19 protein-coding genes are annotated in these 22,017 nt (G+C 71.2%); 9 read left to right on the top strand and 10 right to left on the bottom strand.

Annotated features, from left to right (window positions below):
* Positions 1-198: 198 nt before the first annotated feature.
* From rplL to EL340_RS07270, 5 genes are all read right to left on the bottom strand, one after another.
* Positions 199-588: a 50S ribosomal protein L7/L12 gene (gene rplL / locus EL340_RS07250; protein ID WP_003783501.1), complete on the bottom strand. Its 390-nt coding sequence runs from the start codon at positions 586-588 to the stop codon at positions 199-201.
* Between the two features lie 66 nt (positions 589-654).
* Entirely contained in the window at positions 655-1,176 is a 522-nt protein-coding gene (rplJ, locus tag EL340_RS07255; RefSeq protein WP_126414048.1) for a 50S ribosomal protein L10, read from the bottom strand.
* Between the two features lie 318 nt (positions 1,177-1,494).
* On the bottom strand, positions 1,495-1,977 hold the full coding sequence (locus EL340_RS07260; RefSeq protein ID WP_126414049.1) for a DUF6912 family protein: 483 nt from the start codon (positions 1,975-1,977) through the stop codon (positions 1,495-1,497).
* Positions 1,978-2,010: 33 nt separating this feature from the next.
* Positions 2,011-4,110: a CpaE/TadZ family protein gene (locus tag EL340_RS07265; RefSeq protein WP_126414050.1), complete on the bottom strand. Its 2,100-nt coding sequence runs from the start codon at positions 4,108-4,110 to the stop codon at positions 2,011-2,013.
* Positions 4,107-4,751 carry a hypothetical protein gene (locus EL340_RS07270; protein ID WP_126415370.1) on the bottom strand — a complete coding sequence of 215 codons (645 nt, stop codon included), beginning with the start codon at positions 4,749-4,751 and terminating at the stop codon, positions 4,107-4,109. Before EL340_RS07270 ends, EL340_RS07265 begins: the two co-directional genes overlap by 4 nt.
* Positions 4,752-4,954: 203 nt before the next feature.
* Here EL340_RS07270 and EL340_RS07275 point away from each other — a divergent pair, with 203 nt between their 5' ends.
* The gene (locus tag EL340_RS07275; protein WP_126414051.1) at positions 4,955-5,179 is read left to right on the top strand and encodes a helix-turn-helix domain-containing protein; all 225 of its coding nucleotides are present in this window, start codon (positions 4,955-4,957) and stop codon (positions 5,177-5,179) included.
* A gap of 100 nt (positions 5,180-5,279) precedes the next feature.
* Here EL340_RS07275 and EL340_RS07280 read toward each other — a convergent pair whose 3' ends face one another.
* A complete protein-coding gene (locus EL340_RS07280) occupies positions 5,280-5,828 on the bottom strand; it encodes a Fis family transcriptional regulator (protein WP_126414052.1) in 549 nt (182 codons plus the stop codon).
* A gap of 175 nt (positions 5,829-6,003) precedes the next feature.
* Here EL340_RS07280 and EL340_RS07285 point away from each other — a divergent pair, with 175 nt between their 5' ends.
* Together EL340_RS07285 and EL340_RS07290 are read left to right on the top strand one after the other, a co-directional pair.
* Positions 6,004-6,867, top strand: coding sequence for a LysM peptidoglycan-binding domain-containing protein (locus EL340_RS07285; RefSeq protein ID WP_126414053.1), 864 nt, complete (start codon positions 6,004-6,006; stop codon positions 6,865-6,867).
* A 133-nt stretch (positions 6,868-7,000) separates the two neighbouring features.
* Positions 7,001-7,519, top strand: coding sequence for an Rv3235 family protein (locus tag EL340_RS07290; protein WP_126414054.1), 519 nt, complete (start codon positions 7,001-7,003; stop codon positions 7,517-7,519).
* 76 nt (positions 7,520-7,595) lie between these two features.
* Here EL340_RS07290 and secA read toward each other — a convergent pair whose 3' ends face one another.
* Entirely contained in the window at positions 7,596-10,436 is a 2,841-nt protein-coding gene (gene secA, locus EL340_RS07295; RefSeq protein WP_126414055.1) for a preprotein translocase subunit SecA, read from the bottom strand.
* Positions 10,437-10,784: 348 nt separating this feature from the next.
* Here secA and EL340_RS07300 point away from each other — a divergent pair, with 348 nt between their 5' ends.
* Complete coding sequence (locus tag EL340_RS07300) at positions 10,785-11,813, top strand: ComF family protein (RefSeq protein WP_126414056.1); 1,029 nt, start codon at positions 10,785-10,787, stop codon at positions 11,811-11,813.
* A gap of 291 nt (positions 11,814-12,104) precedes the next feature.
* Positions 12,105-12,755, top strand: coding sequence for a ribosome hibernation-promoting factor, HPF/YfiA family (gene hpf, locus EL340_RS07305; RefSeq protein ID WP_126414057.1), 651 nt, complete (start codon positions 12,105-12,107; stop codon positions 12,753-12,755).
* Between the two features lie 83 nt (positions 12,756-12,838).
* Here hpf and EL340_RS07310 read toward each other — a convergent pair whose 3' ends face one another.
* Genes EL340_RS07310 through mtrA form a run of 3 tightly spaced genes read right to left on the bottom strand, consistent with a single transcriptional unit; the run spans position 12,839 to position 17,227 of the window.
* Positions 12,839-14,632 (bottom strand): LpqB family beta-propeller domain-containing protein, encoded by a 1,794-nt coding sequence (locus tag EL340_RS07310; RefSeq protein WP_126414058.1) that lies wholly within the window; start codon positions 14,630-14,632, stop codon positions 12,839-12,841.
* Positions 14,629-16,512: an MtrAB system histidine kinase MtrB gene (gene mtrB / locus EL340_RS07315; RefSeq protein ID WP_126414059.1), complete on the bottom strand. Its 1,884-nt coding sequence runs from the start codon at positions 16,510-16,512 to the stop codon at positions 14,629-14,631. Before mtrB ends, EL340_RS07310 begins: the two co-directional genes overlap by 4 nt.
* A 34-nt stretch (positions 16,513-16,546) precedes the next feature.
* A complete protein-coding gene (gene mtrA, locus EL340_RS07320; protein WP_126414060.1) occupies positions 16,547-17,227 on the bottom strand; it encodes an MtrAB system response regulator MtrA in 681 nt (226 codons plus the stop codon).
* Between the two features lie 282 nt (positions 17,228-17,509).
* Between mtrA and EL340_RS07325 the strand changes: the two genes are divergently transcribed.
* The 4 genes from EL340_RS07325 to EL340_RS07340 are packed head-to-tail and all read left to right on the top strand — an operon-like array spanning position 17,510 to position 22,017.
* Positions 17,510-18,913 carry a DUF7847 domain-containing protein gene (locus EL340_RS07325; protein ID WP_126414061.1) on the top strand — a complete coding sequence of 468 codons (1,404 nt, stop codon included), beginning with the start codon at positions 17,510-17,512 and terminating at the stop codon, positions 18,911-18,913.
* A 7-nt stretch (positions 18,914-18,920) separates the two neighbouring features.
* On the top strand, positions 18,921-19,685 hold the full coding sequence (locus EL340_RS07330) for a DUF4129 domain-containing protein (protein WP_408608575.1): 765 nt from the start codon (positions 18,921-18,923) through the stop codon (positions 19,683-19,685).
* A complete protein-coding gene (locus tag EL340_RS07335) occupies positions 19,682-20,884 on the top strand; it encodes a DUF4350 domain-containing protein (RefSeq protein ID WP_126414063.1) in 1,203 nt (400 codons plus the stop codon). Before EL340_RS07330 ends, EL340_RS07335 begins: the two co-directional genes overlap by 4 nt.
* A complete protein-coding gene (locus tag EL340_RS07340; protein ID WP_126414064.1) occupies positions 20,881-22,017 on the top strand; it encodes an AAA family ATPase in 1,137 nt (378 codons plus the stop codon). The genes EL340_RS07335 and EL340_RS07340 overlap by 4 nt, the downstream gene beginning before the upstream one ends.

Below are 22,017 nucleotides of genomic sequence, written 5' to 3' on the forward strand. Positions count from 1 at the left end.
GAGCCCTCCGCGTGACCTGAATCCCGCTGCGCGGTCGGCTCCCCTGCCGACTCTCCGACGGCGTCGAGGTGAGCAGAGACCGCTGCGGTCCCGGCACGCAACCGGGTCCCGCCCACCTGGTGGTGGACGGGACCCGGTGATGCTGGGCTCCCCCGGCCGACGACGACCCTCAGGCCGCCTCAGGCAGCGGGGACGAGCTCACTTGAGGGTGACGGTGGCGCCGGCGCCCTCGAGCTGCTCCTTGGCCTTCTCGGCGGCCTCCTTGTTGGCGCCCTCGAGGACGGGCTTGGGAGCGCCGTCGACGAGCTCCTTGGCCTCCTTCAGGCCGAGGGAGGTCAGGGCGCGCACCTCCTTGATGACCTGGATCTTCTTGTCGCCGGCGGCCTCGAGGATGACGTCGAACTCGTCCTTCTCCTCGGCGGCGGCCTCGCCACCGGCAGCGCCGGGGGCAGCGGCAACGGCCACGGCGGCCGGAGCGGCGGCGGTAACGTCGAAGGTCTCCTCGAAGGCCTTGACGAACTCGGAGAGCTCGATGAGGGTGAGCTCCTTGAACTGCTCGATGAGCTCTTCGGTGGTCAGCTTCGCCATGATGGGCGTTCCTTCCTTATCAGGTTCCTGCGCGCGCAGGGTTGGTGGATGACGCGTGCGGCCCGCTCAGGCCGCGGTCTCCTGCTTCTCGCGCAGGGCGTCGACGGTGCGCACGGCCTGGGAGGCCGGTGCGGCGAAGAGGTACGCAGCCTTGGACAGGGACGCCTTGACGGCGCCCGCGGTCTTGGCGAGCAGCACCTCGCGGGACTCGAGAGAGGCAAGCTTGTCAACGCCGTCGGCGGACAGCACGGCGCCGTCCATGACACCGCCCTTGATGACGAGCTGCTGGTTGTCCTTGGCGAAGTCACGCAGAGCCTTGGCAGCCTCGACCGGCTCACCGGAGACGAAGGTCAGGGCGGAGGGGCCCTTGAGGTCGTCGGCGAAGCCCTCGAGCCCGACCTGGCGGGCAGCGATCGCAGCAAGCGTGTTCTTCACCACGGTGTACTCGGCGTTACCAGCGAGGGAACGACGCAGCTCCTTGAGCTGGGCGACGCTCAGTCCCCGGTACTCAGTCAGCAGGACCGCGTCAGCCTGGCGGAACTTGTCCGCCAGAGCAGCGACGGCTGCTTCCTTGTCAGGCCGTGCCATGGGCCCTCCTTCCGTGGTATGCCGCAGGGCCCACCCACTGGAAAAGCCCCGCGCCGGTGGGCACGGGGCTCGCTCCGGGCACGCCCGGAGGGGGTCACGTTCTCACCTGCGCCGGCCCCACCTTCAGTGGACTTGGTCCCGCCGGAGCGGGAGACCTGCGGTCTTTGGCAGAGAGCACCATACCCAGCATCGGACCCGGTTGCGCAAGGCAGGGCCCCGTGGAACTGGTCACTGGAGAGGCCTTTCAGGGCTGGCGCCGGACCGGCGCAGGAGCAGGTTCGACGGCGGGGAGGAGGACCGCACCTGCCCGGTTTTGCGTCAGACCCCGAGGCTCTCGGCCAGCGCGTCGCGCTCGGTGACGTCGAACCAGAGCAGGTCGGCCTCGGCCGCGCGTTCGAAGGCGTCCTCGTCACCGAGTCGGGCGGCACGGACATCCGCCTGCGCCTCGGACTCGTCCACGAGCAGGGCCGCGACGTCGTCCCAGGAGATCTCGGTGGCGACCTCGACCGTACCCGGCAGCACGTCTCCTTCGACGGCGAGCTCGCGCACGTGCTCAGCGTCGACGTCGGCGGCAATGACGATGCGCCGGTCAGCCAGTCCCTCGGCCTCGGGCTCGGCCAGCAGCACGAGGGAGGCGTCGGCGGCGCACAGGGAGGCCGAGACCTCCAGGCCCTCCTCGTCCTCCTCCGGCAGAGCACGAGCGAGCGCGGGGGTGGCGGCGTGGGCCAGAAGCGGCTCCTGCGAGGAGCCGAGGGCGGCGGCACGCAGGTGGGCGGCGGTGGCGGGAAGGTAGATGCGCATGCCCCCAGTCTGCCTCACCGCCCGCACCGGGGGTCAGTACCGGTGCCTCCCGGACCCGGGTGGTACCGACGGAGGATCCTCATGGCCTCGGTCGTCTCGCCGACCACGGTGTCGGTCATCGCCTCGTGCGGCGCCTTGACCGGCATCCAGGAGACGGCCCGGACCGCGATCCACTCCAGGATCCGGCGGCCCTGACCCCGCGCCCGCACCCGCGCCCGCACCTGAGCCCGCGCCCTGCCACGGCGTCGCCCCCGGCCAGCGCGCCGGGCCCGGGGGCGGGGGCGGCGCCTGCGTCGAGGGCGAGGGCCACGTCGACGGTGGTGCGGGCCGCTGAGACGGCTGCTGGGACGGCTGCGGGACATGCGCTCCGCCCCGAGCCGTCCCCGGAGCCGCCCCCTGGGTTCCGTCCGCCTGGGAGCTGTCGCCGCGCCGGCCTCGCCCGTCCTTGCCGCGCGCGGCGGAGCGGCGCCTTCTGCCTGTGGCCCCGGCCTTGTCGGCCGAGTCGTGCGCCCGGTGGTGCTTCTTACGACGCCGCAGCAGCGACCGGCGCGAGGAGCGGCCCTTGCGTGCTCCGCTCGCCTGAGGGTCGATCCGATCGACCAGTGCGCTCAGCGCCTTCCCCAGCGGGCTGCCGGGTGAGCCCTCCAGGACGCTGCGCCCCTGGAGGAGGCAGGTGTCGGCCGTCGCCGCGTCGTCGGGCAGCAGCACGATGTCCTCCAGGCCGCCGAAACGGGCCAGGGCCTCCCGCAGCGCCTGCTGGGGCGAGGGCCCGGCGGCCGAGGCCCGCACCCGGTTGACGACGACCTCGACCCGCCCGGTGGGAGTCACGGAGGAGCCCACCTCGTCCAGGAGCTGGAGCAGCCGGCGCACCCCGACCGGGTCAGCCCCGCCCACCATCAGGACGACGTCGGCTCTCGACACCAGGTCGGCGGTCACCGCCCCGCGTCCGGGCTCGAGCGTGAAGTCGTCGACATCGTCGTCGATGACGCCGCCGGCGACGTCGACGACGGTCCAGGCCGCGGCCTGACGGCACTGGAGCCAGACCTCGGTCATGGAGGCCGGCGGCAGCTCGCGCCAGCGCCCGGCCCGCCCCAGGCCTCCCAGCAGGGACACGCCGGCGCCCACCGGGGCCAGGACCCGTTGGAAGCTCTCGGCGTCGAGCCGGCCGTGAGTGGCCAGGCGGGCGGCTCCGGCCAGGGCTGAGGAGTCCTCCGGCATGCCGAGGACCTGGACCAGGCTGGGGGCCTCGACATCGGCGTCCACGAGGATCGCCCCGCCGGAGGGGGCCAGGCCATGGGCGAGGGAGGCGGCCACGGTCGAGCGTCCGGGGGCGCCATGAGGTCCCCACACCACGACGATCCGTCCGGGTCCGCCGTCGCGGGCCGAGGCCTGGGGTCCCGGACGAGGGGTCGGACGAGCCCCCTCTGCGGGGCTCGGGTCGGCGACGACGGCGTGCGGCCGTGCCGGCGGTATCGACGGCGCCACCGACGGCGGTGTCGACGGTGGTGTCGACGGTGGTGTCGCGGGGACCGCGGGTCCGGGTTGCGCGGCCGGCTCCCCGTCTCGGTCCGGTCCGGGAGAAAGTCGCCACAGGTCCTCCAGCCAGGCGGTCTCCTGAGCGGCGCCGGGCGATGCAGTGGATGCCGGTGACGCGGGTGTGGCGGCACTCAGCCAGTCGTCGCTCGTCGGCGGCGGGCCAGCTGCCGCACCGGACGGTGTCCCGGAGGCGGTGGAGGAGCCAGGGGATGAACCGGGGGTGGGCGCGCTGGGACCGGTCGAGCCGCGCCGCACGAGGTCCTGCAGCACGGAGCGGACGCGCCCGGGGGCGGCGTCACGGCGCAGGACCGGCCATCCCGCGCTGCGCCAGCGCTGCTCCTCATGAGCCTCCACCAGGAGCAGCCCGCTCAGACCGGCGCGTGAGAGCCGGTCCAGGACGGTGCGGTCGATCTCGTCGAACCCGGTGTCCATCAGGGCGAAGGACGCCAGCCCGGCCATGCCCGCCGAGAGCAGCTCAGGCAGGTCGGCGCACCTGCGCACCACGCACAGTCCGCTTCCCGCCTGGCTCAGCGCACGCAGGATGTCGGCGTCGTCACCACTGAGGGCCAGGAGGATCCCGGCGCCCGGGGTGCTCACGAGGACTTCTCCGCAGGCGCCTCCTGGCCGGTGGGAACCAGGACCAGCGCCCCCTCCTGCCCGACGGCGCTGAGGACGGCGGCGAGGGAGCCCTCGGGAACCTTGACCTCCACCCCGGTGCTCGGCGAGGAGATGAGTTCCTTGCTGGCCTCGCCGACCGAGGCGATGACCAGTCCTGTGGCCACTCGGCGGGCGCCGCCCTCACCGGCCTGCCCGTCCTGATCGGGCTGCCCGGTTGCGGGCGCCTGGGCGGCGGGCCTGCCGGCGACGGAGTCCTTGGGCACGATCCACAGGTCGACGTAGTCGCCGACCTTCGTCGAGGCCGGCAGGTTGGAGGCGACGTTGAGGACCACCGGCCGCAGCTCCTGCTCCCGGCTGCTGTCCACGGCCACCGCCGCCAGCAGCTCACCCTTGCTCATGGAGCGGGTGGCCACCGCCCCCTCGGGCAGGTGCCCGACCTCGATATAGGCGTCGGTGCCGGGATGGGCCTCGACCGTCGTGAGGACGCCGTCAGCGGTCAGGTCGGTTCCGGGGGCGACGTCCTGGGAGAGCACGTAGACCCGCGTGGTGTCTGCGGCGGCGTCGACGGCCCAGGCCCCCAGGGCCACGGCCGCTGCGACCAGGACTACTCCCCCGGCCATTCGCGGATCCCTCCAGGCGGGGCGGCGCCATCGGCCGCTGCGGGGGCGCTCGGGTACTGCTCGGGAGTGCGCACGGGGAGATGACGTCACGGGAATCCTCCTTGATCGCCTGTAATCATCGCCAAGATGAAATGATACCGCAAGGTTATCCACAACTTTGTTTGAGAATTGTGGAGAGGATCGAGCAGTGGGATCATCGTTCTATGAGCACACGATTCCTGACCATCGCCGACGTCGCCGAGCAGCTCCAGCTGTCAGCCCAGGCCGTGCGCGCCCTCATCCGCACCGGGGACCTTCCGGCCATCCAGGTCGGCGCCCGCAAGCTCTGGCGCATCGAGGACCAGGCGCTCGAGGACTACATCCAGCGTCAGCTCGCCTCCACGCGGGCCATGGTGGCCGCGGGCTGGGGCGAGGACGAGGAGGTCTGAGCCACCCGCCTCGGGTCGCCGTCCGTCTCCCCTACGGCATCCCCCACGGCGCCTTCATCTCCCCCACGACATCTCCGGCATCTCCGCACCGAAGCGGAGGTCAGCGGCTGCGCAGCACCTCGATCGCCGCGGTCATGACACTGACGATCCCCGCACCTCCTGCGCCGGGCGCGCGGCGCGCACGGATCCCGCCCTCAGGGTCGAGGGCGACGTCGACATGGTCCGAGCCCACCCGAACCAGCTGGCCCACCACCTCGCCGGCCCCCAGGACCAGGCGCACCCGCGCACCGCGCCGAGCGATCTCGCGCAGCAGCGCCCCCAGCGTGGGACGACGACGGTCGTCCCGGGGCGCGGGACCGGCCAGCACCGTCATCGTCGCCACCGCGGCCAGCGGCACGATCGCCTGCAGCCCCTCCCCCTCGTCGACGAGGAGGTAGGCGGGCTCGACCCGGGTCACGAGGCCGTCCACCGGCACACCGCTGCGGGTCCTCAGGTGAATGAGACGTCCCACCGTTCCCCGGAGCCGGTCGACCACCTCGATCGAGGCGTGCTCGGCCTCGGCGAGCTCGGCGCTCTGCGCCACCAGGTCCGCACGCCGTTCGGCATCGAAGCTGCTCTCCAGGTCGGCGAGCATCAGGTCCCAGTCCATACCCCCACCTCACCACACTCGGCGCACGGCGCAAAGTCTCCCGGTTCCCGAACCCCGCAACGGACCGTTCGGGGAATCGGCACCATCTCAGACAACACACGTCACCTCTTGACATTGTGACACCATAGGAGTACATCTAACATCATCAAACATCATCATTGGCGATGGAGATGACATGGGTGCACGCCTACGACTCGTGCTGCTGTCCGGGGTGTCCGGCATTCTGCTGGCGCTTCTGGGATACGCGGCCCACAGCTCCACGGCGAGCCTCCTGGAGGTCAGCCCGCAGTCCTGGGGAATGTCCCACCTGTCCGACGCCGTCGTCGCCGGGACCTGCACGATCGGCGCCCTGGGAGCCTTGTGGCACCTGGTGTCGGCCGCACTCGCCCTCGTCGCCCTCACCGGCCCCCGCGATCGCGGCCTCTCCCGGGAGGAGGGCGATCCCGGGCTGGCCGACAGGATCCTCGACGCATGGGGAGCCCCGGCGGTCCGTCGCATCGCGGCCTCAGCGCTCGTCGTCTCCCTGTCCTCGGCCCCGGCCCTGGCGGCCGAGGCGGGTTCCGGCGGGGATGATCTGGGGTGGAGACCCACGAGCTCGGCGCCCTCCTCACCGTCCCAGCCCCCGTCCCAGACCCCGTCGCCGTCGCCGTCGACGCAGGCCGACCAGTCGACGCCCGGCTCCGCCGAGGACGCGGCGCCCCCAGCGTCCCAGACCCCGTCGAACGAATCGGGTGAGTCGGCCGGCTCATCGCCGGGCACGCCCGACGAGCCGACCTCCACCGCCCCGGACGCCCACGCGCCGTCGGAGCACACGCACACCGTGAGACCCGGGGAAAGCCTGTGGTCGATCACCGCCGACCTTCTGCCCGCCGGGTCCGGCCCCGCGCAGATCGCACGGACCTGGCCCGTCCTGTATCGCGCCAACACCGATGTCATCGGGCCGAACCCGTCACTGATCCGCCCCGGAACGGTACTGAGCATCCCGAGCTCGCTGACCGCGCCGACCACGACGACGGGAGGCCAGAACCCGTCACGATGAGCCGCTTTCCCCTGAGACCGGGACCCGAGGCCCTGCCACAGCGCTCACCGCTCACCGCACTGGCCCTCACCGCACGACCGTCCACGTTCCCTCCCGTGCCCGCAAGGCACCGACGCACTCCCAGGAGCCCGCCATGACCGTCACCGCTACGCCGACCCGAGATGCCCGCCCCACTCGCCGCGCGACCGGGCCTCAGCACCGCACCCGCCCCACCCCGACCCACCCGACGCCGACCCGGGCGGTTCCGTCAAAGCCGTCGAAACCCGTCAACGACTCGGCGGACGCTCAGCATCACGGCTCCCTCAGGACCCGCTCTCTGACCGGCGTCGACGCCTCGCGCACGGCCGCGGTCGTCGTGGCCGCGGCCAGCGAGGTGCTGGCCGGGCTGCGCCCCGTGGACCACCTGGCCCGGTGGACCAGCCCGTCCCTGTTCGAGGCTCTCGCCCGCCGGGCGGGCCTGGCCTCCCGGATCCTGGGGCACGAGCCCAGGCCGAGGCGTCCGCGCATCCGCAGCGTGCGCACCGAGCTGACGATGTCGGGGGCCTGCGAGGCGACCGTCCTCCTGGATGAGGGCAACCGGGTCCGGGCCGCGGCGGCGCGCCTGGAGCTGCTGCGCGAGCGCTGGATCCTCACCGGCCTGGAGATCGCGTGATCCCGCCGGATCCTGGCGGTCTACCAGGTCCCGGCGGGATCCCGACGGCGGTGCGAGCCTCAGCTCTCGCTGGGTCTCAGTGGCGGCGCTTCTTCTTGGAGCGGCGGCGTTCGGCCCGGTTCCCGCCCGAGGTCGAGGAGGTCGCCGGGCTGGAGGCCCTGCGCGAGGAGGCGCCGGAGCGCTCCTCCTCGTCACCGGACTCACTGGGGCCGGAGTAGGTGATCCGCTGCTCCATCGAGGCCTGCCCGGTGTCCCCCAGGACGGTGCCCCGGCTCTGGCCTCCGGCCGATCCCAGGCGGATGCCGGCCGCCGCGGTGGCGTTGGCCTTGGCGACCGCCTGAGCGGCCTCGACGGTACCGTCCTCGGCGGCGCGCTGAGCGGCGGCGTCGAACCGGGTGACGTTGGCGAAGATCTGCTCGACGGTCTCCTCGCGGATGCCCTCCATCATCGCCCGGAACATGCGGGCGCCCTCGTTGGCATACTCCACGAGGGGGTCGCGCTGGGCCATGGCCCGCAGCCCGATGCCCTCCTTGAGGTAGTCCATCTCGTAGAGGTGCTCCCTCCAGCGCTTGTCCACCACGGCCAGCAGGATGCGGCGCTCCAGGGTGCGCATCGGCTCCTCGCCGAGCTGGGCGTGGGCCAGGGCGTTGGCGTCGATACGCGCCTCGGCCTCCTCATAGGCCACGGCGACGTCCTCGCTGAGCTCGTCGATGAGGCTCTCCGAGGTGAGCGCGTCCTTGCCCCCCAGGGCCTCGACGACCTCGTCCTGGGTGAGGCCCACCGGGTAGAGACGGCCGAGCTCGCCCCACAGGGCGTCCAGGTCCCACTCGTCGGGACGGCCCTCGGCCGTGCCCGCGTTGACGATCGAGGAGACGGCCTGGGTGCGGAAGGCCTCGACCTGCGGCTCGAGGTCCTCACCGTCCAGGACGCGGCGGCGCTCGGAGTAGACCTTCTCGCGCTGCTCGGTCATGACGTCGTCGTACTTGAGGACGTTCTTGCGGATCTCGTAGTTGCGCGACTCCACCTGGCGCTGGGCGCCGGCGATGCCACGGGTGACCATCTTGGACTCCAGCGGGACGTCGTCGGGGTAGGCGCCGGAGGACATGATGCGCTGGGCGAGCCCGGAGGCGAACATGCGCATGAGGTCGTCCTCCATGGACAGGTAGAAGCGGGACTCGCCCGGGTCCCCCTGACGGCCGGAGCGGCCGCGCAGCTGGTTGTCGATGCGCCGCGACTCGTGGCGCTCGGTGCCCAGCACGTAGAGGCCGCCGAGCTCGACGACCTCGTCGTGCTCGGCCCGGCAGGCCTCCTTGGCGGCGGACAGGGCCTCGGGCCAGGCCCTCTCGTAGTCCTCGGCGTTCTCCTCGGGGTCGAGTCCGGCCTCCTTGAGGGCGGAGACCGCGATGTGCTCGGCGTTACCGCCCAGCATGATGTCGGTTCCGCGCCCGGCCATGTTGGTGGCCACGGTGACGGCGCCCTTGCGGCCGGCCATGGCGACGACGGCGGCCTCACGGGCGTGCTGCTTGGCGTTGAGGACCTCGTGGGGGATGCCCCGCTCGCGCAGGCGCTCGGAGAGGATCTCCGACTTCTCCACGCTGGTGGTGCCCACCAGGACCGGCTGGCCGACCTCGTGGCGCTCGGCGATGTCGTCGACGACGGCGTCGAGCTTGGCCTCAACGGTGGTGTAGACCAGGTCCGGCTGGTCCTCACGGATCATCGGCTTGTTGGTGGGGATCGGGACGACGCCGATCTTGTAGGTGCCGGCGAACTCGGCGGCCTCGGTCTCGGCGGTACCGGTCATGCCCGAGCGGGAGCCCTCGGGGTAGAGACGGAAGTAGTTCTGGAGGGTGATGGTGGCCAGGGTCTGGTTCTCGGCCTTGATCTCCACGCGCTCCTTGGCCTCGATGGCCTGGTGCATGCCCTCGTTGTAGCGCCGGCCCGGCAGAACGCGACCGGTGTGCTCGTCGACGATGAGGACCTCGCCGTCGCGCACGATGTAGTCCTTGTCCCGGTGGAAGAGCTCCTTGGCCTTGATGGCGTTGTTGAGGAAGCCGATCAGGGGGGTGTTCTCCGACTCGTAGAGGTTGTCGACGCCGAGGTAGTCCTCGACCCGCTCAATACCCGGGGACAGGACGCCCACGGTGCGCTTCTTCTCGTCGACCTCGTAGTCCTTGCCCTCGCGCAGGCGCTCGGAGATCGTGGCGAACTCCTTGTACCACTTGTTGACGTCCCCGGTGGCCGGCCCGGAGATGATGAGCGGGGTGCGGGCCTCGTCGATAAGGATGGAGTCGACCTCGTCGACGATGACGAAGGCGTGACCGCGCTGGACCAGGTCCTCGGGGCGCTGGGCCATGTTGTCGCGCAGGTAGTCGAAGCCGAACTCGTTGTTGGTGCCGTAGGTGATGTCGCAGGCGTACTGCTCGCGGCGCTCGGCGGGGGTCTGGCCCACGAGGATGCAGCCGGTGGTCAGCCCCAGGAAGCGGTGGACGCGCCCCATGAGGTCCGACTGGTACTCGGCGAGGTAGTCGTTGACGGTGACGACGTGGACGCCCTTGCCGGTCAGGGCCCGCAGGTAGGAGGGCATCGTGGCGACGAGGGTCTTGCCCTCACCGGTCTTCATCTCAGCGATGTTGCCGCGGTGGAGGGCGGCGCCCCCCATGATCTGGACGTGGTAGGGACGCATGCCCAGCACGCGGTCAGCGGCCTCGACGACCGTCGCGAAGGCCTCGGGCAGCAGGTCATCGAGCGTCTCGCCGTCCTGGTAGCGCTCCTTGAGCTCGTCGGTCATGTCGCGCAGCTCGGCGTCGGAGAACTCGCTGAACTCCTCGGCAAGAGACTCGACCTGGTCGGCGATGGCATCAAGCTTCTTCAGGGTGCGGCCCTCGCCAATGCGAAGGATCCGGTCCACGATCGACACGCTGCATTCTCCCTTGGGACGTCTGTTGCGAAGAGCGGCGATGAGACGAGGCCGAATCAGCTCGGTACTGACTCGTTATCAGCTCGTGAGCTCGGCACTGGCACAGGTCTCACCGGCTACCTGCCTCCGTACTCTAATGGACCCGGCTGGGCTGCGGCCCCTCCACCACCGAGATTCTTCCCACCGAGGACACGGAATCAGCACAAGGCCATCACGAGGTCAGCACGGGGGCAGCACAGTGCCGGCCCGGGGCCACAGGGCCCGGCGACGACCGCCCGCCCCGGTCCGTTGTGGGCAGCGAGCACCCCTCGGCAGCGGAGCGGCCGAGGCGGCCCCACAGTGGAGGTCATGGAGCACCACCGGCACAGGTCCGAGAACCCCGCGGCCCTCCGCCTGCCGTTCGGCCCCTCCGCAGGACGCTCCCCGGGAGTACTGCCGGGACTGTCTCTGGGCCTGCCGGTCAGCTGCGCGGGCTGCGGGTGCTGGGAGACGGCACTGTGCTCCCGGTGCCACGAGCTGCTGGAGGGCGAGCCCTTCCCGGTGGAGCACGCCGACGCCGCCGGGAACCTCGACGTCCTGGCGCTGGCGACCTACACCGGGCCGGTGCGCACCATGGTCCTGGGGTGGAAGAACGGCTCGCGGGAGGACCTGTCGGAGGTGATGGAGCGGGCCGGTCGGCACCTGGGGCGTCGGTGGGCGCACGCGCACCCGCCGGAGGGGATCTGGGCCGAGCCACCACGAGACCGCCCCGAGACCTCAACTCCGTCCAGCGTCGCCACCGCTGTCACCGCCGCTCCCGTTACCCGCGTCAGCTCAAGGACACCGACTCTGCTCGTGGTTCCGGCACCCTCCGGGGTCGCGCGCCGGCTGCGTGGCCGGCTGGTGGCGGCGCGCCTGGCCGACGTCGTCGCCCGGGGAATCGCCGACCAGTGGGCCCATCGGCAACGAGCAGCCCTCTCGGATCAGCCGGCCGGCCGTGCGGCCCCGGCTCCGGCGTCTCCTCCGAGGAGGTCGCCCGCGCCGCTCGTCCTGAGCACGGACCTGCTGCGTCGTAGGGGCGGCGGGGCGCACCAGGCCGGCCGCTCGTCGCGCCAGCGGCGGGGCAATCGCGCCGTCGCCCCGCGCCTGCTGGCCGCCGTCACCGGGCTGCCGGTCCTGCTGGTCGACGACGTCGTCACCACCGGAGCCACGCTGGGAGCCTGCGCCCGGGCGCTGGAGGAGGCCGGGGGCCGGGTCCTGGGCGCGCTGGCGCTGAGCGCCGCCCCACCTCCGGCGCACGCACGCGTCACGGTTCCGGCCCGTACCCCCGTGGTCCGGGCGGTCCCGGCGGCCGGCGGGGACCGCGCCGCTCACGCCTCGTCCCGTCTCAAGAATTGATCCGGCATCGGGTTTGTCCGCCTGCGGCGATCAGACGGCTCCTCCAGGGCGCGGCACGCACGAAAAGGAGGCATGACCAGTCCCACATGGTGTACCTTATGTGGCACAACGCACAGGCGATTCCCGACGTCGACAAGGACAGTCGGCCGGGTCCCCGCCTCGGTGCTTGAGGGTCCTCACGAGGTGACAGGAGGTGATGACACCAGTCCCGAACCCGCCGTGAGAAGTGGCGGGTACTTGTCGCACACGGTCCGTCAGGGCCGGCCCACGAGCCCAGAAAGAGGTTCCACCATGGATATCACCGTCGTCGGTCGTAACGCCGAGATCAGCTCTCGCCTGCGCGACTACGTCGAGGACAAGGCCGTCAAGGTTGAGCAGTTCGACCCCCGGGTCCAGCGCGTCGAGGTGGAGGTCACCCACGAGCGCAACCCGCGCCAGGCCGACACCGCCGAGAGAGTAGAGATCACCGTCGTCTCCAAGGGCCCGATCATTCGGGCAGAGGCGTCCTCCTCGGACCGCTTCGCCGCTTTTGATATCGCCATGGGAAAGCTGACCGAGCGCCTTCGCCGGGCTCGGGACCGCAAGAAGGACCATCACCGTCGTCACACCGTGGCCGCCCCCGACGAGGGCCTCCAGGCGGCACCCGTCCTGGACGAGCCCGTCGTCCCCGAGACCGGTGACGCGCCGATCGAGGACTCCCCCTCCGCCCCCACCGAGCCCGGTGTCGCGGTCGAGGCCCAGCTCGGCGACTCCCCGGTGATCGTGCGCCAGAAGCTTCATGAGGCCAAGCCGATGACCGTTGACGAGGCTCTCTACCAGATGGAGCTCGTGGGGCACCCCTTCTACCTGTTCATCGAGAAGGCCTCCAAACAGCCCTGCGCTGTCTACCACCGTCACGGCTGGACCTACGGCGTCATCCGCCTGGACGCTCAGGTGCTCTAGCCCGACGTCATTCCGGCCCTGATTGATTCCGGGTGCCCACGGTCCCAGCCGACCGGGGCACCCGGAACTGCATGACCAAGAGGTCAGGGCAGGGGGAAGGAGGGGTCGGTGACCTCCGAGGTGAGCACCCTCCACATCGCCCCGCGACGCTGCCAGGTCTGGCCCGCCTCATCAATGAGGATGAGGGACTCCTCGGAGCGGTCGGAGATGACGGACTGGGCCCCGCGCACCCCGATGAGCGCATTGACCGCGCCGCCGACCTGGATGAGGCGCACCTCGGGCACGCCTCCCCCCTCGGCACCGGCATCGGCCAGGACGCACACGGCATTCGGGGCGCACCAGGAGACTCCACGTGTCCCCCCGCCACTGGCGCGAGGCATCTCCAGCGCCGGCCCGAGCCCCACGGGACGGCCGTCCTGGTGGCGGATGATGAAGGCGACGGCGACCCGGTCGTCGGCCCGGCGCACGGCGATCCGCTCAGACTCCACGGACAGGTCGAAGGCCACGATCGGGCTCTCCGGCAACCAGGACGACTCCAGAGTGGCGCGCTGACCCGAGCCGTTGACCGCGGTGAGCTGCCCCTCGGCCAGCAACCAGGCCCATCCGTGCCGGTCGCCCATCGGAGCGCCCAGCCCGCCGGCGCCTGCGGAGGGGTCCCCCACCGAGAGGATGACGGAGGCCGACTCCTGCCCCTGAGGCAGATGCAGCAGGCTGGAGGCCGACAACGCGTAGACGGCCCCGTCCGCCCCGAGGCTCGGGCTGCGGGCCTCGCTGGTTCCCAGCACCCGGTCGGTGGCCAGCGTGATGCGCCTCGACCCGGTGCCGCGCACGACCGAGCCCTCCGACATCCCCACGATGCCGCCGACCTCCGGGGCCATCGGGGTCAGCTGCGCGGCCGCCCCGAGGTCAACCGTGCCCGCGAGCACCCGCACCCGGTCGATACCGCTGATCTGGAGGAGACTCTGCTCGATCTGGGCCACCATGAGCTGGCGGGCCTCCTCCGAGGCGGGGTCGGAGTCCGCGCTCAGGTGGACGGTCGCGGTACCCGCATCGACGACGACGCCCCGGCTGGCGCGCTCGGCGTTGCGCGGGATGAGGTTGGAGACCCCCGACAGCCAGGCGGAGGGCCCGGACAGCAGCCCGGAGACGAGGGAGTCGGCCTGCGAGCTGCGGGGATACCACCTCAGCTCGGAGACGAACCTGGTCCGGTCCTGCGACAGGAAGGCCAGGGAGGTGACCGCGAAGTTCTGCATGAGTCGGGAGAAGGGCAGCAGGATCCCGTGGGGCAGGCCGACGATGCGCCACTGCCCGGTGGAGTTGGTGGCCAGGGAGAACTCGCCGACATAGGTGGCCCCCTCCTGGGCGGGGGTGAAGACGCCGCGAGAGTCCAGGACCCCGACCTCACTGGAGGTCACCGTGAAGGAGCCGTCCGCAGCGACCGAGACCTGCGGCTCGGTCGATCCGCTGTAGGCGCTCACTGTCTCCAGGGGCTTCCACTGGGCGGCGGTGCGTTCGGTGAGGAACTGCTTGGCGGTGGCGAAGTCGTCGGAGAAGCCGGCGATGGCGGCGCGCAGGAAGCCGTTGACGACGTCCTCGGCGGAGTCGCCCTCCCCCGGCCCGGGCGCGGTCTCGATGAGGGCGTTGGTGTCGGAGGGGGCCACCCCGGAGCGCGTGACTCCGCTGGAGCTCGGAAGCGCCGTGCACCCGGCCAGCACGCCGGCGGCGGTGGCCGACAGCAGCCCCAGCGCGCCGCGGCGCGTCATGGGGGCCCGGGAGCTCCCGGCACTCCCGGTGCGCTCGCGGCCGGCGGTGAGGGCATCGCGGTTCAGCGGCTGACTCGCTGGCCGATTCACTGGCTGCTTCACTGGCTGATTCATCGGCGTCGCCCCTCCTCGTCGGCCTCTTCGGGCGTGCGGGTGGCCGGCTCCTGACCGGGCAGGACGACGACGACACGGCCGACGTCCTCGGTGACCGCGTCGTGGCTCTCCCCGGCCAGGGGGATGTCGCCCAGGACGACGCTCTGGCGCGCCCGGCGCGTGGCCGGGGCCGGCCCCAGCGGGCCGACCGGGGAGAAGGACGACTCCTCATCGGCGGGGATACCGGCCCGGGCCACCGCCGGCGCGTCCTGCGGAACGAGCTCAAGAGGCCCGGGGCCGCTCAGCCGGCCGGGGCCGCCGTCGTCCCCCTGGGTGCGGGGCAGAACCAGCAAGAAGGAGGCGCCGTCGGCCGGCCACCCCCAGGCCGACAGGCGACCGCCGTGCAGGCGGGCGTCCTCCATGGCGATGGACAGTCCCAGGCCGGTTCCGCCCAGGCTGCGCTTGCGCGAGGGATCGGCGCGGTAGAAGCGGTCGAAGACCTTGGTGACGACGTCGGGGCTCATGCCGATCCCGTGGTCGCGCACCCGCACCGCCACCGCGTCGTCGTCCACGGCGACGGTGACGTCCAGCGGCTTGCCCTCGCCGTGCTCGAGCGCGTTGACCACGAGGTTGCGGATGATGCGCTCGACCCTGGTGACGTCGACCTCGGCGGTGGCCGGCTCCTCGGGCAGGTGGAGGCGCAGCTCGGTCCCGGTGGCGTCGAAGTGGAACTGGGTGGTCTCGACGACGGTGTCGACCACCTGGGCGAGGTCGACCTCCTCCAGGCGCAGCTTGACGTTGCCGGAGTCGATGCGGGAGATGTCCAGCAGGTCGGTGAGCATGGTCTCGAAACGGTCCACCGAGCTGGACAGCACCTGGATGGAGCGCAGGGCGAAGGGATCGGAGATCTCCTCGCGCGCGTCCTGGATCTGCTCGGTGGCCAGGCGGATGGAGGCCAGCGGGGTGCGCAGCTCGTGGGAGACGTCGGAGACGAAGAGGCGCTGCACCTTGGACAGGGACTCCAGCCTCTCGATCTGGTCCTCCAGCGAGGTCGCCATGTGGTTGAAGGACCTGGCCAGGGTGGAGATCTCATCCTCCCCCTCGATGCTCAGCCGCTCGGCCAGAAGACCGGAGGCCAGGCGCTCGGCGGCCCGCGCGGTGTGCCGCACGGGGCTGAGCACCCAGCGGGTGAAGGCCCACACCACGACGATGAGGATGGCCAGGAACCCCAGGCCGCCGATGGTGATGTTGCGCGACGCCAGGGAGACGATGCGCTGCTCACTGGCCAGGCTGTAGACGAGGTAGAGGTCGTACTCCCCGGCCAGGGGCAGGCTCACCCGGGTCCCCACGATGAGCCCCGGATCGGTGCCCCCCTCGTCGTTGGGGACGGCCACCGACTGCCAGTACTGCGAGCGGGCCCCGCCCTCGTCGAGCGCCTGGGACATCTCGTCGGTGATGAGGGAGCGCAGGCGGGTGTCGGTCTCCAGGTCGTTGACCACCGTCGTCGAGGTCTCCTCATCATTGCGCAGCATGAGGACGCCCACCCCGCCCGAGGAGGAGATCGAGTCCTTGGCCCCGTTGACCTGCTGCTCCGCGGTGGCGGAGACCTCGTCAACGGTGACGGCGGTGGTGGAGTCGAACTCGGCCTGGGCGACGCTGGCACGCAGCGCGGCATCGGCGAGAATGACGTCGCGCTGGTCAGCGAACACCTCCGACCTGATCCGGTCGGTTACGAAGGTCAGCAGCAGCACGATGAGAAGCAGGCCGATGACGGTGGCGGTGCACACCATGCGCACCTCGAGGCTACGGCGCAGCAGCCCCGGCAGGGGAAGACGCCGAACGACTCGTTCCTCCGCAGTGCCCACCGATGGTCCCATCGACGTGCCCACTGAATTACGCATCGGGTTCATTGTAGGGCGCCCGATGCGCCGTCGCTCACGCGGATTCGCCGACCCTGTAGCCGACACCGCGCACCGTCACCACGATCGAGGGGCGCTCAGGGTCCTTCTCGATCTTGGCCCGCAGGCGCTGGACGTGGACATTGACCAGGCGGGTGTCGGCCGGGTGCTGGTAGCCCCACACCTGACTGAGCAGCTCCTCGCGAGTGAAGACCTTCCACGGCGAGCGGGCCAGGGTCACCAGCAGCTCGAACTCCAGGGGCGTCAGGGCGATGACCGTCTCGCCGCGCTTGACCTGGTGACCGGCGACGTCGATGTCGAGGTCCCCGGCGCGCACGTGCTCAGCCGCCCCCGGGTTGGTGCGGCGCAGACGGGTGGAGACGCGGGCCAGCAGCTCCTTGGACTTGAAGGGCTTGGTCACGTAGTCGTCCGCGCCGGCCTCCAGACCGGCGACGACGTCCTGGGTGTCGGTGCGCGCGGTCAGCATGATGATCGGTACGTCGGACTCGGAGCGGATGAGCCGGCAGATCTCGACGCCGTCGAGCCCCGGCAGCATGAGGTCGAGAAGGACGAGGTCGGGGTTGACCTCGTGGAAGGCGTCCAGGGCCTTGGCCCCGTCATGACAAAGGGTGGGCGTGTAGCTCTCCGACTCCAGCATGATGCCGATCATCTCGGCCAGGGATGCATCGTCGTCGACGACCAGAATGCGCGTGCTCATAGCCCGTATCTTGGCATGAGCCCCAGGACCCAAGGGACATCTGGGATACCGAGATGGCGTTCACAGTTCCCTCAGGAACTTAAGAGAATCCCTTCAGTTACGGGAAAAATACGGCACAAGTGCGCGCAGAAACCGGAATTATTGCGGCCAAACCGTGATCTTCCAGCCGGCTCTCGAGCACGGCTGGGCCCGCCCCGGGAAGGGGAGAGCAACCCGACGGCACGACGATTTCCTCCTCCAGGGGGAGAGCGCAGCGACGTCGTCGCGTGACAGCATGGGCTTATGAGCACCGACTCCCACCCCGACGACATCCACCCGAGCGACGAGACGGACCGTGAGGCCCCCGCCGCCTCCGGTGACGGCTTCGTCGGAGGAGACCAGGACGGATGGCAGGCCCCCGACGCCGGGGCGTTCACAGGCACCTCGCCCTACCCCTATCCGAGCCAGGGCTCACCGCAGGGATCCCCGTATCCCGGCTACGGCAGCTATCAGACGCCACCGGTCGGCCAGCCCGGCTCAACGCCCGGGTACCCGCCCTACGGCGGCCAACCGGGTTACGAGGCGTACGGCGGCGGCCAGGGGCCCGGCAACCCGGCCGCCGCCGGCTACGGCCCCGGCTACACCCCCTACCCCGGCGCTCCCGGGGGTCCCGGCGCCTCCGGGGACCCGGGGTACGGGGGCTACGCATCGGTCCTGGCACCCAAGCCCTCGATCATCCCGCTGCGACCGCTGTCCGTCGGGGAGATCCTGGGCGGTGCCTTCGAGTCCCTGCGGGCCAACCCCAAGGCGATGTTCGTTCCCTCGCTCGTGGTGATGAGCATCGTGGGCCTGATCTCCGCCGGCGGCTTCGCCTTCTTCCTCTCCCGGCTCAACCTGCCGGGCGTCACCACCTCGGGAGAGCTCACTGACGCCGAGGTCGACGCCAACGTCGATCGGATCGAGTCCTCGATAGCGGGCCTGATCGCCCAGTACAGCCTGACCATCGTGCTGGTGGTGCTCGCCGCCTCGATTCTCACCGGTCTGCTCATCGTGACCGTCTCACGCACCATCCTGGGCCGCAAGGCGTCCCTGAGCGACGTGTGGCAACGGACCAAGCCGCGTGTCTGGGCGCTCATCGGCCAGTCGATCATCATCCAGCTCATCCTCGGCGTCGCGACCGCGGTCCTCACCGCGATCGGGGTCGGCGTCTTCTGGCTGGCTCTGGGCAGTACATTTGGGGACAGTAGCGACGATGCCTCCGTCGGGCTCATCGTCCTGGCCATTCTGGGCGCCGTGGTGCTGATCGTCGCGCTCATGCTGGCGCTCTTCGCCCTGAGCTGCAAGCTGAGCCTGGCGCCCGCGGCCCTCGTCCTGGAGAACATCGGCGTCTTCGAGGGGATCTCCCGCTCCTGGACGCTGACGCGCGGCTACTTCTGGAGAGTTGTCGGCATTCGGGTGCTCTCAACGATCATTGTCGGCGTCACCTCCTGGGCGGCCTCCTCCGCGCTGAGCGCACTGACCCAGGGCCTGGCCCTGCTGGCCCCCAACGCCATGATCGCCGTCATGATCGGATCCATTCTCGTCTCCAGCCTCATCCAGGCCGTCACCATGCCCTTCGACTCCGCCGTGGTCGCTCTCATCTACACCGACCTGAGAATGCGCTCGGAGGGCCTGGATGTGGAGCTCCGACGCGCCGCCGGGGTGTGACCCGCCCGTGCTTCGTGTCGACCCTTCCGCGAGCCCCACCGTGTCATCTCCAGGTTCTCTGCGCCGCGCCGCCGTCGGGGCGGCCTGCGCCACCGGCGCACTCGCCGCCAAGGCACCGGCGACCCCCGACGCCGAGGAGGCCCGACAGGCCGCGAGCAAGGAGCTCTCCCGCCCGGTCTACCACGAGCAGCCCGACCTGTGGGACCGGATCTGGGACTGGATCCTGGATCATCTCGACACCGGCAGCATGGTCCCCGGAGTCCCCTCCTGGGTATCGACGACGATCGTCGTCATCGTCACCGCCGTCGTCATCGCGCTGCTGATCCTCCTGCTCACCAAGATCTCCTCGGCGCGCCGGGTGGTGACACCGTCGCTGTCGGTGCTCACCGACGACCGCGACGCCGCCACCCTGACCCGGGCGGCGGATGAGGCCGCCGAGCAGGCCGACTTCACCACCGCCGTCGTCGAGCGCTTCCGCGCCATCATCCGCTCCCTCGACGAACGCGGGATCATCGACGAGTACCCGGGCATGACCGCCCTGGAGGCCGCCGCCCTGACTCACCAGGCCCTCGGCGAGCACCGGATCGTGCCCGCGCTGCACGAGGCGGCGCACCTGTTCGACGCCGTCCTCTACGGTCGGGTGATCCCCACCAGCTCCCAGGACCAGCAGATGCGCGATCTCGCCGACCAGATGGCCACGGTGACACGCCCCACGAGGCACGACAGGGCCGTCGTCGAGCCCGCTGCGGCGGTTCCGGGGGCGCCCGCATGAGCACCCCCCTGCAGACCTCCCCGCCGGGCCCGTCCCAGACGGGTGACCTCGGCGACCAGGTGACGAATCCGCGCTGGTCCCAGCGCTGGCGCCGGTGGCGCCCGGTCCTCATCGCCCTGGCCCTCATGCTCGTCCCCACGCTCATCACCCTGTGGACCCGCCCCATCACCTCCACGACTCCGTTGGCCATCGACAACCCCAAGGACTCGGGCACGATGGCGATCGCCGAGCTGCTGCGCCATGAGGGGATCTCCGTGAGCAAGACGGGCAGCGTCTCCGAGGCGGTGAAGGCGAGCGGGAGCGGGACCACCATCGCCGTGGTCAACGCCGACCGTCTCAGTCAGAAGAACAGGCAGGCCCTGGCCCAGGCGGGCGGGGACGTCGTCATCGTCGGCGCCAAGGGCGGCAGCGACGCCCTGAAGGGGCTGACGGACATGGCCAGCAAGGGCACCGCGGCACCCAGCTCCACCAACCTGACACCGCAGTGCGACGACACCGACGCCCAGGCCGCCCAGAACCTGGCCGGCACGCACGCCTCGGTGTCACTTAACGACGACGCCGACGCCGTCGGCTGCTTCCCCGTGAGCGAGGACCGTTACGCCTACGCCACCGACACCCTGCCCAGCGGAGCCACGCTGCGCGTCCTGCCCGACCCCGGTCCGCTCACCAACGCGCACCTCGCCCAGGAGGGGAACGCGGCCCTGGGCGTGCGCGCACTGGGCCACCACAATCGCCTCCTGTGGCTGGACGGAAGCCGGCTCGAGACCCCCACCGTGTGGAACTCACCGTCCACACCCACCTGGCTGCCGGTCCTCATCCTCCAGCTCCTCGTCATGGCCGGGGTTCTGGCGATCGTCCAGGGGCGTCGCTTCGGCCGCATCATGAGCGAGGAGCTGCCCGTCGTCGTACGCTCCACCGAGACCACGCAGGCGCGCGGACGCCTCTACCGCCAGGGCTCGGACCGCCCTCGGGCGGCCGAGGCCCTGCGCTCGGGTACCGCGCTGCGTCTGGGCGCGGCCCTGGGACTGCCCCCCGGGACCTCGCGCCGCGACGTGATAGCCGCCGTTGCCCAGGCCTCCGGCACCGACCCCGCCACGGTGGACTCTCTTCTCTACGGCCCGTCACCGAGCAGTGACCGGGCCCTGGCCACCCTGGCAGTTCAGCTCGACCAACTCGAGAGCGAGGTTCACTCCGCATGAGCACGGACAGCACCGACCCCACCCGTGACCCGAGCGCCACAGGCGGCACAGGCACCGGTGACCCCCACCCGCCATCTCACCCGCAGGGTCCGGACGCCCCCGGCGCCTCGGGCGCCTCGGGCGCCCCAGGTGCCTCGGGCGCCTCCCAGGCCGCTCCCCGGCCCGCTGCCCAGGCGGACGCCGGCACCGACCCGCGCCGGCGGCTGGTGGCCGTGCGCAGCGAGGTGGGCAAGGCCGTCGTCGGCCAGGAGGCCGCGGTGACCGGGCTGGTCATCGCCCTGCTCGCCGGTGGGCACGTGCTGCTCGAGGGGGTTCCCGGCGTGGCCAAGACCCTCCTGGTGCGGTCGCTGGCCACCGCGCTGGACGTGGAGACCAAACGCATCCAGTTCACCCCCGACCTCATGCCCGGCGACGTCACCGGCTCCCTCATCTACGACTCGCGCAGCGCCCGGTTCTCCTTTAGAGCCGGACCGGTGTTCACCAACCTGCTCCTGGCCGACGAGATCAACCGCACCCCGCCCAAGACGCAGTCGGCGCTGCTGGAGGCCATGGAGGAGCGTCAGGTCTCTGTCGACGGCGAGCCCCGGGCCCTGCCGGACCCGTTCATGGTGATCGCCACCCAGAACCCGGTGGAGTATGAGGGGACCTACCCGCTGCCCGAGGCCCAGCTGGACCGGTTCCTGCTCAAGCTGGTGCTGCCCCTTCCCGAGCGGGCTCAGGAGATCGAGGTCCTGTCCCGTCACGCCTCGGGCTTCGATCCGCGCAACCTGCCGTCGGCCGGGCTGAGGGCGGTGGCCGGGCCCGAGGACCTGGCTCTGGCCCGTTCCCAGGTGAGCACCGTGGGGGTGACCCCCGAGGTACTGGCCTACGCGGTCGACCTCGTGCGCGCCACCCGCTCCATGCCCTCGGTGGCGCTGGGAGTCTCCCCCCGTGGCGCCACCGCGCTCCTGGCGGCGTCGCGGGCCTGGGCATGGCTCGCCGGTCGATCCTTCGTCACTCCCGATGACATCAAGGCCCTGGCCCTACCGACCCTGCGTCATCGCATCCAGCTGCGCGCCGAGGCCGAGATGGAGGGCATCACCCCTCAGTCCGTCATCGAGTCCGTGCTGAGAACCGTGCCGGTACCGCGCTGA

The sequence above is a fragment of the Actinomyces viscosus genome (genome assembly GCF_900637975.1).
Lineage (GTDB): Bacteria > Actinomycetota > Actinomycetes > Actinomycetales > Actinomycetaceae > Actinomyces > Actinomyces viscosus.

Coding starts and splice junctions, on each gene's coding strand:
- rplL (WP_003783501.1), bottom strand. CDS start 588: ATGGCGAAGCTGACCACCGAAGAGCTCATCGAGCAGTTCAAGGAGCTC.
- rplJ (WP_126414048.1), bottom strand. CDS start 1,176: ATGGCACGGCCTGACAAGGAAGCAGCCGTCGCTGCTCTGGCGGACAAG.
- EL340_RS07260 (WP_126414049.1), bottom strand. CDS start 1,977: ATGCGCATCTACCTTCCCGCCACCGCCGCCCACCTGCGTGCCGCCGCC.
- EL340_RS07270 (WP_126415370.1), bottom strand. CDS start 4,751: ATGGCCGGGGGAGTAGTCCTGGTCGCAGCGGCCGTGGCCCTGGGGGCC.
- EL340_RS07275 (WP_126414051.1), top strand. CDS start 4,955: ATGAGCACACGATTCCTGACCATCGCCGACGTCGCCGAGCAGCTCCAG.
- EL340_RS07280 (WP_126414052.1), bottom strand. CDS start 5,828: ATGGACTGGGACCTGATGCTCGCCGACCTGGAGAGCAGCTTCGATGCC.
- EL340_RS07285 (WP_126414053.1), top strand. CDS start 6,004: ATGGGTGCACGCCTACGACTCGTGCTGCTGTCCGGGGTGTCCGGCATT.
- EL340_RS07290 (WP_126414054.1), top strand. CDS start 7,001: ATGACCGTCACCGCTACGCCGACCCGAGATGCCCGCCCCACTCGCCGC.
- EL340_RS07300 (WP_126414056.1), top strand. CDS start 10,785: ATGGAGCACCACCGGCACAGGTCCGAGAACCCCGCGGCCCTCCGCCTG.
- hpf (WP_126414057.1), top strand. CDS start 12,105: ATGGATATCACCGTCGTCGGTCGTAACGCCGAGATCAGCTCTCGCCTG.
- EL340_RS07310 (WP_126414058.1), bottom strand. CDS start 14,632: ATGAATCAGCCAGTGAAGCAGCCAGTGAATCGGCCAGCGAGTCAGCCG.
- mtrB (WP_126414059.1), bottom strand. CDS start 16,512: ATGCGTAATTCAGTGGGCACGTCGATGGGACCATCGGTGGGCACTGCG.
- mtrA (WP_126414060.1), bottom strand. CDS start 17,227: ATGAGCACGCGCATTCTGGTCGTCGACGACGATGCATCCCTGGCCGAG.
- EL340_RS07325 (WP_126414061.1), top strand. CDS start 17,510: ATGAGCACCGACTCCCACCCCGACGACATCCACCCGAGCGACGAGACG.
- EL340_RS07335 (WP_126414063.1), top strand. CDS start 19,682: ATGAGCACCCCCCTGCAGACCTCCCCGCCGGGCCCGTCCCAGACGGGT.
- EL340_RS07340 (WP_126414064.1), top strand. CDS start 20,881: ATGAGCACGGACAGCACCGACCCCACCCGTGACCCGAGCGCCACAGGC.